Source organism: Paenibacillus sp. FSL E2-0190, from assembly GCF_037992965.1.
GTDB lineage: Bacteria > Bacillota > Bacilli > Paenibacillales > Paenibacillaceae > Paenibacillus_AQ > Paenibacillus_AQ odorifer.
Genome location: NZ_CP150306.1, coordinates 1,496,005 through 1,510,209 on the forward strand (window position 1 = coordinate 1,496,005; position 14,205 = coordinate 1,510,209).

At 48.5% G+C, this 14,205-nt stretch carries 11 protein-coding genes; all 11 read left to right on the top strand.

Features of this window, described 5'->3' with window-relative positions; translation table 11 throughout:
• The first annotated feature begins 112 nt into the window (after positions 1–112).
• The 11 genes from ggt (at position 113) to NST25_RS06585 (ending at position 14,196) form a co-directional block, all read left to right on the top strand.
• Positions 113–1,690: a gamma-glutamyltransferase gene (ggt, locus tag NST25_RS06535; protein ID WP_340393509.1), complete on the top strand. Its 1,578-nt coding sequence runs from the start codon at positions 113–115 to the stop codon at positions 1,688–1,690.
• A gap of 118 nt (positions 1,691–1,808) precedes the next feature.
• Positions 1,809–3,245: an amidase family protein gene (locus tag NST25_RS06540; protein WP_340393511.1), complete on the top strand. Its 1,437-nt coding sequence runs from the start codon at positions 1,809–1,811 to the stop codon at positions 3,243–3,245.
• 769 nt (positions 3,246–4,014) lie between these two features.
• A complete protein-coding gene (locus tag NST25_RS06545; protein ID WP_340393513.1) occupies positions 4,015–4,329 on the top strand; it encodes a hypothetical protein in 315 nt (104 codons plus the stop codon).
• 483 nt (positions 4,330–4,812) lie between these two features.
• Positions 4,813–6,387: a PucR family transcriptional regulator gene (locus tag NST25_RS06550; RefSeq protein WP_076306739.1), complete on the top strand. Its 1,575-nt coding sequence runs from the start codon at positions 4,813–4,815 to the stop codon at positions 6,385–6,387.
• Between the two features lie 95 nt (positions 6,388–6,482).
• On the top strand, positions 6,483–7,607 hold the full coding sequence (locus tag NST25_RS06555; protein ID WP_340393515.1) for an XdhC family protein: 1,125 nt from the start codon (positions 6,483–6,485) through the stop codon (positions 7,605–7,607).
• Positions 7,549–8,121, top strand: coding sequence for an NTP transferase domain-containing protein (locus NST25_RS06560; protein ID WP_175617362.1), 573 nt, complete (start codon positions 7,549–7,551; stop codon positions 8,119–8,121). Before NST25_RS06555 ends, NST25_RS06560 begins: the two co-directional genes overlap by 59 nt.
• A gap of 242 nt (positions 8,122–8,363) precedes the next feature.
• On the top strand, positions 8,364–9,524 hold the full coding sequence (locus NST25_RS06565; RefSeq protein WP_036680038.1) for a BMP family ABC transporter substrate-binding protein: 1,161 nt from the start codon (positions 8,364–8,366) through the stop codon (positions 9,522–9,524).
• Positions 9,525–9,633: 109 nt separating this feature from the next.
• A complete protein-coding gene (locus NST25_RS06570) occupies positions 9,634–11,166 on the top strand; it encodes an ABC transporter ATP-binding protein (RefSeq protein WP_340393517.1) in 1,533 nt (510 codons plus the stop codon).
• Positions 11,163–12,305 carry an ABC transporter permease gene (locus NST25_RS06575; RefSeq protein ID WP_340393519.1) on the top strand — a complete coding sequence of 381 codons (1,143 nt, stop codon included), beginning with the start codon at positions 11,163–11,165 and terminating at the stop codon, positions 12,303–12,305. Before NST25_RS06570 ends, NST25_RS06575 begins: the two co-directional genes overlap by 4 nt.
• Before the next feature lie 3 nt (positions 12,306–12,308).
• Positions 12,309–13,238, top strand: a complete 930-nt coding sequence (locus tag NST25_RS06580) for an ABC transporter permease (protein ID WP_340393520.1) — start codon at positions 12,309–12,311, stop codon at positions 13,236–13,238.
• Between the two features lie 58 nt (positions 13,239–13,296).
• Positions 13,297–14,196, top strand: a complete 900-nt coding sequence (locus NST25_RS06585) for an FAD binding domain-containing protein (protein ID WP_340393522.1) — start codon at positions 13,297–13,299, stop codon at positions 14,194–14,196.
• Positions 14,197–14,205 lie beyond the last annotated feature (9 nt).

The window sequence follows — 14,205 nt, forward strand, 5'->3', positions numbered from 1 at the left end:
GGCGGAAAAACCCGTAAAACATAGGGGGATGGGCATGGTGGAGGGGAGAAACCCGTAAAACGTAGAGGGATAGGCATGGCGGTGAAACCCGTAAAACATAGGGGGATGGGATATGGCGGAAAAACCCGTAATAGGCACAAAAACTATGGTAGTTAGTCCCCATTATTTAGCTTCGGCTGCTGGTGCACGTATGTTGGAAAAAGGGGGGAATGCCTTTGATGCAGCGGTGGCGATCAGTGCGACATTAGCTGTAGTATATCCGCATATGACGGGGCTAGGCGGAGATTCCTTTTGGTTGACCTATAACACGCAAGAGGCGCGTGTTCGGGCCTATAACGGAAGCGGGCGCTCCGGATATGGAGTCCGCAGAAGCAGCTACGCCGGGGAAGCTTTCATCCCACGGCGGGGGATTCGCAGCGCCATTACGGTGCCGGGGATGGCAGACAGTTGGGATGCCATACTGAGTAAGTATGGCCGTTTTACGCTGGCGGAAGTACTGGAGCCTGCCGTTGGTTACGCTTTGGAGGGGTTTCCGCTGTCTCCGGATCAGCGGAATAACACGGCTGTTGCGGGCTTTGCGCTGTCGCCGGAGGCGGCAGCGATTTACACGCCAGGCGGCGTGATTCCTTGTGCTGGATCGCGATTCCAGCAAAAACAGCTGGCGGCCACCCTGCGGACATTGGCGGCGGGTGGGCGGGATGCTTTTTATAAGGGGAAGATTGCGGAGGACATCTGTGACTTTATGCTGGCAACTGGCGGGTATCTGACTCGGGATGACTTTGCGGATCATCAGGGCGAGTGGGGCGAGCCGCTTCATACGGATTATCACGGGCATACGGTGTACCAAGTGCCGCCTAACTCTCAAGGTTTCACAGGACTAATGAGTCTTAATATGTTGGAGTATTTCAATTTTGAAGCAATCGAGCATGGATCGTATGAATACTACCACCTGCTTGTTGAAGCGTTGAAGCTAAGCTTCCGCGATCGGGATAGGGTGCTTACGGATCCGGATTTTAGTGCTATACCTTTGGAGCAGCTGCTGGATAAACGTTATGCAGGACAAGTAGCGTCGGCGATCTCGATGCAAAAAGCTGCAAAACTGACAAGTCAGCCTATCGGCAGTGATACAGCTTATGCTGCGGTTGTGGATGAAGACGGGAATGCGGTCTCTTTTATTCAGAGTCTGTATTTTGAATTTGGTTCGGGCGTGGTCGCTGGGGATACTGGGATTCTGCTGCAGAATCGAGGTTCGTTTTTTTCGCTGGACCCCGGGCACATCAATACGCTTGAGCCGCATAAGCGCAGCTTCCACACACTGATGCCAGCGATGGCCTGCCGCGAGGGCAAACCTGTGATTTTGTATGGGACGCAAGGTGGCGAAGGTCAACCACAGACTCAAACTCTGCTGCTCACAAGGATGCTGCATTATGGCATGAATCCACAAAAAGCTGTGAATGAGCCACGTTTTGTGTGGGGGAGAACGTGGGGAGAGCCTACGCAAGAACTGAAGGTGGAGAGTAGGGTAGCTGATGAGGTGCTGGCAGATTTGGCCGCAGCCGGTCATACTGTCCGGAAAGTAGATGACTACGATGGGGTTATGGGGCACGCTCATGTGATTTCGATAGATGACAATGGATACCGCAGTGGGGGAACGGACCCGCGCTGCGATGGTGCGGCGATTGGGTGGTAAGTATAGGAATGATGGAGCGGCCGGAAGGACTCTGAAGGAATCGTAGGAGAAAAGGTGACGGATCTGAAAGGCTACTAGAGGGATTGTGATAGTAATGGTGAAGGGAGGAGGAGTAATTATGGTTTTGGATAATCGGTATGGTGCGTTTATAGATCCTGAGCTTACGGTTGAGAGTTTAGGTAGCGGGATATTGGATGGACTGACCTTTGCAGTAAAAGATGTATTCGCTGTAGCTGGACACAGCTCTTCTGCAGGTAATCCTGATTGGCTGCATAGCCACCATCCGTCCACGGAGCATGCGGTGGCTGTACATCGTTTACTGTTGTCGGGTGCTACACTTCGTGGTGCTGCCCATACGGATGAGCTGATGTATAGTCTGGGCGGCGAGAACCATCATTTTGGAACGCCGATTAATCCGCGTGCTGTAGGTCGTATCCCGGGCGGATCTTCAAGTGGTTCGGCAGTAGCGGTAGCTTCTGGTAGTGTTGATTTTGCGCTCGGTACGGACACTGGTGGCTCAATTCGAGTACCTTCCTCCTATTGCGGAGTATATGGCTTTCGACCAACGCATGGAGCTGTGGATTTCCAAGGTGTTATTCCATTATCTCCGGCTTTTGATACCATTGGCTGGATGTCAGATCGTTTGGATGTGCTCCAGCAGGTAGGGGAAGTGTTGCTTGTGGCTGGGAGTACATCTGTGAAGACGGCGAAGAAAATAGAAAGTAGTATAGAGGAAACTGTAGGGAAGAGCATAGAGAAGAATGTATTGGAAAATTTAGAGAACAACTTAGAGGGAGACATGGTGAAGACTGATAAAAATAATTTAGAAAAGAGCCAGAAGGAAAGTTTAGAAACGATTTTGGAGAAACGTATTGAGAAGAGTGCTGAGAAGAGTACGGATAAAATTTTAGAGATCGGCCCGGAGAACAAGGTAAAAAAGAATATTGAAGACAAAAACACAATGGGTACTTTATTTGTTGCTACTGACTGCTGGGCTTTGGTTAATCTGGAGAATGCAGCTATTTTATCGGAGGGATTAAGGTGTTTGCGATCCGGGGCAGATCATCTCATGGAGATAGAGATTGCTTTGGAGGGGTTAAAGGTCTGGATGGATGTTTTTAGAGAATTGCAGGGGAATGAAATTTGGGAAACTCATGGCGCTTGGATTGAGAACGAGAAACCAGTCTTTGGACCTGATATTGCAGCGCGATTCTCGTGGGCTGCTAGTTTGGCGGAAGTGGATCATAGTGTTGCGAAATGTAAGCAAAAAGAGATTTCTAATCAGATGCGCTTGCTGCTAGGTGAGGACAATTGTCTTGTGATTCCGACAGTTCCGGGACCAGCGCCGCTGCGCGGAGGGGATTTGCGCCAATTGGAGGAGAATCGTAGCGGTGCGATGATGTTGAGTTGCATAGCAGGGTTGGCGGGTTTGCCTCAGGTAACAATACCTATGCTCTCCACAAGTGGATTGCCACTGGGATTATCCGTTATTGCCGGACATGGTCAGGATCTCCGGTTACTCTCTTGGGTGAATGAAGTGTGGCAGCTATCCTGAGAGGCTGGGTGCAGTGGTCTTGAAAAAGTGATACTAAACAGACTGAAGGTACTGAACAACATATCTTGATGATACTTTTCTAGTTACTGTTAACCGGTACTCCTCCATTACCCTCTAGGAATACACTCTAGAAATACACTCTAGGAGTACACTCTAGGAGTACACTCTTGGAATACACTCTAAGAATATACTCTTGGAGTACACTCTTGGAATACACTTTTGGAATACACTCTTGGATTACATTCTAGCAATACACTCTAACGCCACACTCACTTATTCATTCACAAATTAACGAAATGCACATGTCATTCCCTCCTGCTTTTAGTTTTATTGACACCTGGGAGCCTAGTGGAGTTGCTTTTAATACTAAGGCAGTTGGAGTTAGCTCAATAGTGGGGCAGTAGTGTGAAAAGATAAATTCAGCGCTCGATTGTGTGGTGTAAGACCAGTGGAATTAAGTGAATACGTCGCTGGAGAGAAAAGAACGGTATAAATCCCGCAGAAATCGGAGAAATGGCTAAAGAAGCTAAAAAGAACGGTATAAATCCCGTAGAAGTCGGGGAAAGTGGCTCAAGTAACTAAAAAGTACAGTATAAATCCCGTAGAATCTAGGAAAGTGGCTTAAGTAACTAAAAAGAACGGTATAAATCCCGTAGAATCTAGGAAAGTGGCTTAAGTAACTAAAAAGAACGGTATAAATCCCGTAGAAGTCGGGGAAGTGGCACAAGTAACTAAAAAGAACGGTATAAATCCCGCAGAATCTAGGGGAATGGCTAAAGAAGCTAAAAAGAACGGTATAAATCCCGCAGAAGTCTGGGAAGTGGCACAAGTAACTAAAAAGTACAGTATAAATCCCGCAGAATGTGGCGAAGACGCCTATGTAGCCAAAAAAAAGGGCAAAAGTGCCCTTCACCTCAGCAATTTCAGCTGGATAGCTGGAAAGAAGGGCAGAGGTGCCCTTCATCTCGGCAGTTTCGGCCAAACAGCCAAAAAGAAGGGCAAAAGTGCCCTTCACCTCGGCAAATCCGGCCAAACAGCCAAAAAGAAGGGCAAAAAAGCCCTCCACTTCTACCAGCAGCAGTAGATCTATAAGCGCTTGTACCTCCGCCACAGCTACAGTGGGGTGGTATTATCTCTACTCGTACGGATCTCCTACACCGCTCAATTCCCCGTCTTGCAGCGCTGGTGTGCCTGCGACTTCGATCCGATGGCCAATGCGAATGGCCCGAGAATACCCTCCCATCAACTCCCATGTTGAACCCGTAAAAACTTGTTTTTACTCGAAAGCCCTCCCTCAACTCCACCTACTATTTTCCAATCCCCTTATACAGTTCACATGAACGATATGAGCTAAAGTTCAATAATTCATCATTCATAATTCATAATTCATAATTCATAATTCATAATTCGTAATTCATCCATGTTCATTTTGTGTTAAGTTTATTTACATACAATCATGAAAATTCAACTTTCCTCTATTCAACACGGTTCATTTTAATTATAATGTTACATAAAATAACATTATAAATCAGAAATGGTTCTATTGATCCTAATAAGGAGGGGTGGCATGCATCTTACGGTTGAAGAAGCGTTGTCCATTTATCCTTTGTCCGAGGCGAAGCTTATCGCTGGATCTAAAGGGAAACATCGAATTGTGAAGTCAATTAATGTGATGGATGCCCCCGATATCTCGGATTGGATCAAAGAAGGCGAGATGCTGCTAACGACAGCCTACTTGATAAAGGACAATATGGAGGAAGCCTCTGCCTTGCTGCAGACTTTAAATCGCCGGGGATCTTCAGCCTTGGGCATTAAGCTGGGGCGGTTTTGGGATGAAGTACCAGAGCAATTGGTCGCAGAAGCGGAGAGTCTTAACTTCCCTCTAATCCAACTGCCGTTCGAGTTTACTTTTTCGGATCAGATGAATGGTCTGTTTCGCGCCGAGCTTAGCCGCAGCACTCACGTTCTGCAGAGCATTATGGAGAAGCAGAAAAAGCTGATGCAATTCGCCTTAAGATCTGTCCGCAGCCGTCCGTTGTTTGACTCGGTGTCTGAAGTGATTGGCCATTCACTTGTGGTGGTTAGCGCACGGGGGGATGTGATCTACAACAACTCTGAATACTATCCTTCAGAGCTGCTGGAGGGGTGGCCATGGCAGAAACGGAATCAGCGCTTTCGTGTGGGAGATCATGTGAGCTACCGTACGCCACTTTTGCAAGGAGAGAAGTGTTCCGGATATCTATTGTTTTGTGCCATCGACCCTTTATTGCTCCCAATGGAAGAAAGTTTGTTCGTTCAGGGAGCTGAACTTATTTCATATCATATTCATTCAGGATACGAAGATTATTTTGAACAGGCAGAACACAGGGAGTTTAGCGGATTGCTGAGACGTTGTTTGAGTGGTAATTTATCTTACACAGATTTGGCGCAGGCTGCTCTCGATTTGGAGATTGAGCTGCTTCAATCACCATTTTGTCTCTTATTGACCGATACAGCTGCGACTGGGGAAGAACGCCAAGGGGAGCTACTCAGGCTAAAAGAAGAATATCTTGAACATCCCGGGCTGCGGGAAGTAAAGGGAATTCATGTGATCATAGATCAAGGACTTTTGTCTATATATCCGGGAGATCGTCAGCGTCCTGAACAATTTCGGGATCTAATCCAGGTTTGTTTTGACAACATGAAGTTTGATAAGGGATATTACCCGCGAGCTGCGATAAGCAGTTGTAAAGCGAAGCCGGAGGGGCTGAAGGAGGCTTTTGCCGAGGTAAAGGATTGTATGGGAATGCTTCAGGGCGGGGGAGTAAAAGGGAGTGTTGTGCATTACCGGCAGCTTGAGCTTAACCTGCTACTCGGGCAAATTCCGGCAGAGGTTATGGAGAAATATTGTAATGGAAGTCTAAGAGGGTTGCTTAGCCGAGAACCGGAGTATGTCAGGGAAATGCTGCGGACGCTGGAAGTTTATCTAGAGAACGATGGTCATGTTAATGAGACGGCTAAGAAACTGTTTATTCATCGAAACACGGCTACCTACCGGATTGAGAAGCTTAGTGAGCTGCTGGACGTGGATTTTAAAAAAATAAATGATCTCATGAGGTTGAAGTTAGTATTCATGTTTCGGAGGATGCTCGGACGGGATTAAGGTCTGAGTTCTAAGGTCTAAGGTTTAAAGTCTAAGGTCTAAGTTCTAAGTTCTAAGTTCTGGGTTGAAATGCAAACACGGAGGAGGGGAACCTCGTGAATACACATGAGATCGCAATGCATATTCAAACCCATCAGGCGCCTGCGGTGCTGGCAACGCTAATAGAGGTGGAGGGACACTCGTATCGTAAAGCCGGAGCGGTGATGTTGTTTTTTGAAGGAGGTACGATTGGGAGCCTGAGTCCAGGTTGTCTGGAAAACGATCTGCAGCTGCGAACTTCTGAGATCTGGGAACGAGGGCTGCCCGAAATTGTGGAATACAACGTGCTTTCTCCGGATGATCTGTCCTGGGGTGAAGTTGTCGGCTGTGGAGGCAAAATCAAAGTAGTGCTTGAACCCGTGCAAGGTCAGCTCTACAAGCTTTTAGTGCAGGCGAGTGACAGATTGGCTAGGGGAGAGAAGCTAATTCTGTTCCGCGAAGCATTGGAGAAAGGTTTTGCCTATAAGCTGGAGCTGGATCCAGACCTTGTACTGCCGCAGAGCAAGAAACATCTGAAATTATCCCACTCGGCAAAAGAAAACCTGGCGGCAGGTCGCTTTATGGCCGCTCCAGCAGAATTGACAGCATTCCATACGTCTTTCGTGCCTAGACCGCGGCTTGTGATTTTTGGCGGGGGACGTGATGTGGTTCCAATTGCGGAACTTGCTGACAGAGTTGGCTTTCGGGTTGCGGTTGCGGATTGGCGCGAAGGAAGCTTGCACAATAAGTTTCCTCGAGCTGAACAAGTAATTTGTTCCCCTATGGAGGTTGTTCAGCGATTGGGCGTAGCTCGAGAGGATTATGTATTGATTTGCAGTCATCAACTTGGGCGGGATAGACAGTTCCTGGAGAGTGTGATTCCGCTTGCTCCTCTATATATAGGGATTATCGGTTCGAAGGCGCGAATATCTCTTTTACTGGAAGGGTTTGAGGCTCCTGCATCTTTGCATGCACCTGTAGGGTTGCCGATTGGAGGAGAAGGTCCGGAGGAGATTGCGGTCAGTATTATAGCAGAAATTATTCAAATTAGAAGGGTGGGCTCACGAGAGCTGCCCAAAGGAGCGGATAGTATTGAAGGTAGCAGGAATATATTTGGCAGCGGGGCAGAGCAGGCGGATGGGCGTGTCCAAGGTTTCACTGAAATTGTCGCAGGAGGTCTCACTCGGGAGCGTCGCGCTTAGTGAATTGGATCGTTGCAATCTAGAACCGCTAATCGTGGTAGTGCGTGCGGATGACAACTTGGAATGGCTGCCACCCGCGATTGAGCCGCAAGGCTCCAGACGTACCGAAACTTGCTTAACCGCACATCTAGGATTGTCTTTTTCACTGCGCTGCGGTCTTAATGCGGTATTACCTTTACAGCCCGATGCAGTAGTTGTGGCGCTTGCGGATCAGCCATTTATTACTACAGCATTAGTGAACCGTCTAATACAAACGTTTGAACAATCTCCGGAGATGGACTATGTCGCTAGCGTCAGCAATGGGTCGGCTATGCCCCCGGCTTTGTTCTCGAAGACGTTGTTTCCAGCACTACAGGGATTAGATGGAGATCGAGGAGCGGCGGGGATATTGCGTTCACCTGATTATAAGGGGATTGTTCTGGAATCTGAGTCTGCCCATTATTTCATGGACGCAGATACAAAAGAAGATTTTGGTGAGATTCAGGAGCAATGGATTCTGAGAAATGGAAAGTGAAGTAAAGAATAGTCTGAAAAGTAATCTGAAACAGTGTTCCTTTTCCACCTTTGGTCATATAATATGACACGTAACTCACCTTACAAAAACCAATTAGTGCATTACACACAAAAAAAGTTCTGATTCTTATATTCCTATACAAACGTATGTTATATAAATTTACGCCAAGGCCACCTCTAAGTATAGTAGAAGTACATTAATGGTTGCAGCCATGATGAGAGATGATTTGGAGGAGGAGAATTATGAAAAAAAGGGGTCAGTTCATAACATCTTGTCTTGCATTAATGGTTCTAATGACGGTGGCTTTGGTGGGGTGTGGCAGCAATAATAATACTTCTACAAATGCAACGGAGGCACCAGCGACAACTACAGCGGCAACAGAGGCAACTGCAACAACAGAACCGGCTGCAAAGAAACCGACGGTTGCTTTTGTTTATATCGGACCTCCAGGGGATGGCGGCTACACGTACCAACATGATCAAGGACGGCTGTATATGGAGAAGGAGCTGGGGATTAAAGCTGACTTTGTAGAAAATGTCCCTGAAAGTGCTGACGCCGAACGAATCATCACAGAGCTTGCGCAATCACACGACATCGTGTTTACAACGAGCTTCGGATATATGGATTTTACATTAAATGTAGCAGGCAAATTTCCCAACGTGAAGTTCCTGCATGCTTCGGGTTACAAAACCGCAGAGAACATGGGGACCTACTTCGGAAAGAACTATCAGGCCAGCTATCTGAGCGGCATAGCGGCAGGGAAAATGACCAAAAATAATCAGTTGGGTTATGTAGGGGCTTTTCCGATCAGCGAAGTGATTTATAACTTGAATGCTTTTACCCTTGGAGCACAAAGTGTCAATCCTGATGTAAAGGTGAATGTGGTATGGACGAATACATGGTATGACCCGACGACTGAACGTCAAGCGGCAATCAGCTTGCTGGATAAGGGTGCGGATGTGCTTTTGGCCTATCAGGATTCACCTGCAACCCTGCAGGCTGCTGCTGAACGAGGGGCTTTTGCCGGGGGAAATGACTCGGATATGAGTAAATACGCTCCGGACAATTATTTGACGAATCCGGTATGGAATTGGGGGCCGTATTACGTAAAAGCTGTGCAGGCAGTTATGGATGGAACCTGGAAGAGCGAGCAATATTCCGGTGATATGGCTGACGGTATGGTGGAGCTGGCTCCTTTCGGGAACAAGATCCCAGATGATGTGAAAAAGCTTGTCGAAGACGCCAAAGCCAAAATTATCAGTGGTGAGCTTGAGGTTTTCACAGGTCCGATCTCAGATAATCAAGGGAATGTGAAGGTTCAGGAGGGTCAGAAGCTGACCTTGGAGGAAGTGCTGGGCATGAACTGGCTCGTAAAAGGTGTGGAAGGAACTATCCCGCAATAATGTTTAAAAATAGGGAATAAGATGTGCACAATCTATGGGTGGGGCGGGTTCCGTTAAGCGGAAACTTCCCCACCCGTACTACAACTTGAAGGAAGGAGGGGTTCAGGCCATGCGGGGAACTTCAGTTGAAATGCGGGGGATTGTGAAAAAATTCGGCTCGGTAACCGCCAGTGATCAAGTCGACTTTTCGGCAAATGCGGGTGAGATTCATGCGTTGCTTGGGGAGAATGGGGCCGGGAAGAGCACGGTGATGAGCATGCTGTCAGGGGTGTACAGAGCAGATGAAGGAGAAATCTTCATTCATGGGAAAGGTGCTCAGATCCGTTCTCCTAAAGATGCTGCGCAGCTGGGTGTAGGTATGGTGTTTCAGAACTTTAGGCTGGTGCAAAGCCTCACAGCAGCAGAAAATATCGTGCTTGGCGAAAAGTCGTCTTTCTGGCGCGGCCGTAAGTGGATGAAGAACAAACGCGAGGAGATAGAGGCATTAGCGGAACGGTTTGGACTGAATTTCCCGGTGGATCGCCCGATCTGGCAGTTGTCCGTGGGGGAGCAGCAGCGTGTTGAAATCGTTAAGACGCTGTATCGCGGGGCTGACATTATTATTCTGGATGAACCAACCTCTGTATTGACCCCGGGAGAGGTGGAACAGCTATTTGAAACGCTGCGGGTCATGAAGCAGGCAGGGAAAACGGTCATTATGACTACTCATAAAATGAAAGAGGTTATGGCGTCCTCCGATCGGATTTCCGTCATGCGCAAAGGGAAAATGATCGCCACACTGACCACGGCAGATACAGATGAACTGGAGCTGGCTCGTCTGATGGTGGGCAAGGAAGTAACCATCACCCGTCAAGAACGGGAAGCCACTGAAGGGGATTCTTTATTAGAAGTGAAAGATGTGGACGTATATGCCGATCACGGGCGAAAAGCACTGGATCACTTCTCACTGAACGTATGTAAAGGGGAGATTGTAGGCGTAGCTGGGGTAGCTGGTAACGGGCAAAAGGAACTGGCTGAAGTGTTAACAGGTCTTAGAGGCTGGAAAAGTGGTGAAATCACGTTTGATGGAAAGACGGTGAAATCGGCTTCGGTTAGAGGGGCAATTGATTCAGGAATCTCCCACGTGCCGGAGAACCGGATGAAGAGCGGTTTAGCTGGACACCTCGGATCGGTGGATAATCTTTTGTTTAAGTCTTACCGCTCAGAGGAGCACTCCAAATTTGGTTTCTTGAAGTCCGCGAAGAACCGTTTGTGGTCACAGGAGCTGGTCCAGCGCTTTAACGTCAAGACACCTGAGCTGGAGACGCCAGTACAACAGTTGTCAGGTGGTAATCAGCAGAAGCTGCTATTTGCACGTGAAATCAGTCATCGGCCTAAGCTAATGGTCGCCGTTCATCCGACACAAGGGCTGGATGTAGGTGCCACGGCTGGTGTTCACGACCTTCTTATGGAGCTGCGTGGTTCAGGTAGTGGCGTGTTGTTAATTTCGGAGGATTTAGATGAATTGCTTCAGTTGTCCGACCGGATTCTAGTGATCTATAACGGCTCAATTATTGGTGAGAGTACACATGAGGAAGCGAATCGAGAGAGCATCGGACTACTAATGGCTGGTATTCATAATAGAGAGGAGAGCGCCGTATGAGCCCGGAGAATGGAAGAAATACCGCAGCAGCAGTACTGGAACCCCTCTCCTCCCACTCCGGAAAACGATTCTCTCTACGTTTCGAATACGATGCCAGCCGCATCCGTTCTCCTTGGTGGACACCTATTGTATCTATAGTTTTAGCGCTATTGTTGTGTGCCCTATTTATTGCGGCGAATGGTATGAATCCGGTGCTGGTCTATGAAAAAATGTTCCGTGGCGCATTTGGCACTGCGTATGGGCTCACGGAAACGATGGTTAAAGCGATCCCGCTACTTCTATGTGGGCTTGGGATTGCTGTGGCTTACCGCATTTCGGTATGGAATATTGGAGCAGAAGGCCAGTTAACCGTTGGGGCTATGGCGGCCACAGCGGTCACGATTTATTTTCCTGACTTACCTTCATTCTGGTCCCTGAGCTTAATGCTGCTGTTCGGGATTGCCGCGGGTGCGCTTTGGGGACTATTGACTGCTATTCCGCGGACGCATTTTGGAGTGAATGAGCTAATCACTTCATTAATGCTGAATTATGTTGCCCTATTGGCGCTCGATTACGTGGTATTCGGACCTTGGAAAGATCCTAAAGGTTTTAATTTCCCGGGATCACCTATGTTTACTGCGGCTCAGTCGCTGCCTGTTCTCGGAAGTACAAGATTGCATATTGGATTGTTATTTGGACTTATCGCCGTTGTGATTTATTACTTAATGATTCGTTTTACCAAGTGGGGTTACGAGCTCCGTCTGATCGGGGCCAATCCTGTTGCAGCCAGATACGCGGGGATTCCTATCAAGCGCCATATTATTATCGTCATGCTGATCAGTGGGGGGCTCGCCGGGATCGCTGGCATGGCGGAGGTCTCCGGTGTTACACACAAGCTGATGCAAGGCATTTCACCGGGTTATGGATACACCGCCATTATTGTGGCTTGGTTGGCCAAATTGAATCCACTCGGTCTAATCGTTACTTCTATTTTATTCGGTGGCTTAATTGTTGGCGGATATAGTGTTCAAACCATCGGGCTGCCCTCATCGATATCAGAAATGCTGCAGGGCTCCATCATGTTTTTCTTGATTGCTGGCGATATGATCTATCGTTTCCGCATTCGCCGTAGCCGGGTTCAGCTGAAAGGGGGGAGATAGACGATGGATTTTACAACACAGCTACTTATTGCCGCTATTTCCGCAGGGACCCCGCTGCTGCTGGCTACGCTGGGAGGCATTCTAAATGAACGAGCCGGCATTATACAGCTTGGGGCTGAAGGTCTGATGCTGATGGGGGCGGTCACCACTTGTATCGTGTATATTCGCTCCGGAAACCTGTTGCTGGCTCTGTTGGCTACCGTAGCTGTAACGGCTGTGCTTGGTTTGCTGCATTCTTTTCTCTGTGTGACCTTGCGGGCGAATCAAACGATGTCCGGTCTTGCGATGACCTTGTTCGGTAGTGGGTTGAGCGCTTATCTTGGTAAACCGATCAGCGGCATTCCTTTGCCGGGAACCTCCCCTAAGCTGCATCTGGCTTGGCTGGAAAATGTACCGTTCATCGGAAAAATATTCGGCAACATGGACTACCTAACCTGGTTCAGCCTGCTGCTAGTGCTTGCTCTGCATCTGCTAATTCACCGCACTTCATGGGGCCTGCATTTGCGGGCAGTCGGAGACAGTCCGGCTACCGCAGATGTGATGGGGATCCGTGTGCAGCTTATCCGCTACAGCTATGTGATCACCGGTGCTGCTCTCATCGGTCTGGCCGGAGCGGATATGGTATTGGCCTATGCGCCAACCTGGAATGAAGGGCTGACAGCCGGTCGAGGCTGGATTGCGGTAGGGCTAGTGATTTTTGCCAGATGGAATCCGCTGCGCGCCTTGTTCTGCGCTTACTTTTTTGGGGCATTGGATTCACTTGGCTTCCGCATTCAATTGCTGGGCAGTGGAGTTCCGCCCTATTTTCTCAAAATGATTCCGTACCTTGTGACCATTCTGGTCCTGATGTACCTGGGGTACCGCAATCGCAACAAACCATCCGGTACACCGGAGGCGCTCGGAGTTCCTTATATTCGGGAACAAAGGTTTTAAGGCAGGCTATACGAGAAGGGAAGCGGCAATCTGGTACTCAAAAAGGGAGGCGGAGTGTATGGGAGTTATACGGGAAGAGGATGGAAGACTACCTGAAGTAATTCAACCCCACAGCCTGCACGAAGCTTGGGAGAGAAAAACGGCGTTTGGAGACAGTTCCCGATATGTCGCAGGAGGAACATTGCTGAGAACAGGGTGGGAAAATGGAACGGATCATATGCCCAAACAGCTGATTGATCTTCGGCAAATCACAAATCTCGGCGACATTACCTTAACGGAATTTCACTTATCTCTGGGCGCTCTTGTTCCACTCTCCCAGTGCCGCAGTAATGAGCATTTGCAGGCCGTGGCTCCTGCGCTGCAAGAGGCTGCACGTTGCATAGCGGCTCCGTCGGTGCGTAATCTTGCCACGCTCGGGGGCAATATCGCTTCTGGCTTCGGAGATATTCTACCTGCGTTACTGGTCTATGACGCGGAGTTAATCTCCTTTGACGGCAAATTTATGACGGTACTACCTTTGATAGAGTGGCTAAACAATCACTGGAGCGGGATAAAACCTGCGGCAGATCTTGTGGCTGAGATTCGCATCTCACCTACTCGCTTAGAGAGTCCGTTAACGGATAGGCTAGAAATTTTTCGTAAGGTTGGCCGCAGGGAAGTGTTCACCCCTTCACTTGTAACGGTAGCAATCTCAGCATCAATCGATGAGGAACTCCGTTTCCGTGAGGTGCGTATCGCCGCAGGTGGGGGCTCTGGGCGGCCGCAGCGACTAAGTAGAGCTGAAGTTATGCTTGAAGGTGTGAGGTATACAGAGGAGCTGTTGGCTTCTTTATATGAAGAGGTTGAGAACAGCTTTGAGACGTATAGTGATCCCTTTGCAACAGAACTTTACAAGAAAAAGACTGCTGGGAATTTGGTTGTATCTGAGCTGTGGAAGGCTATGAATATACGGAGTTAAGAGGTGAAT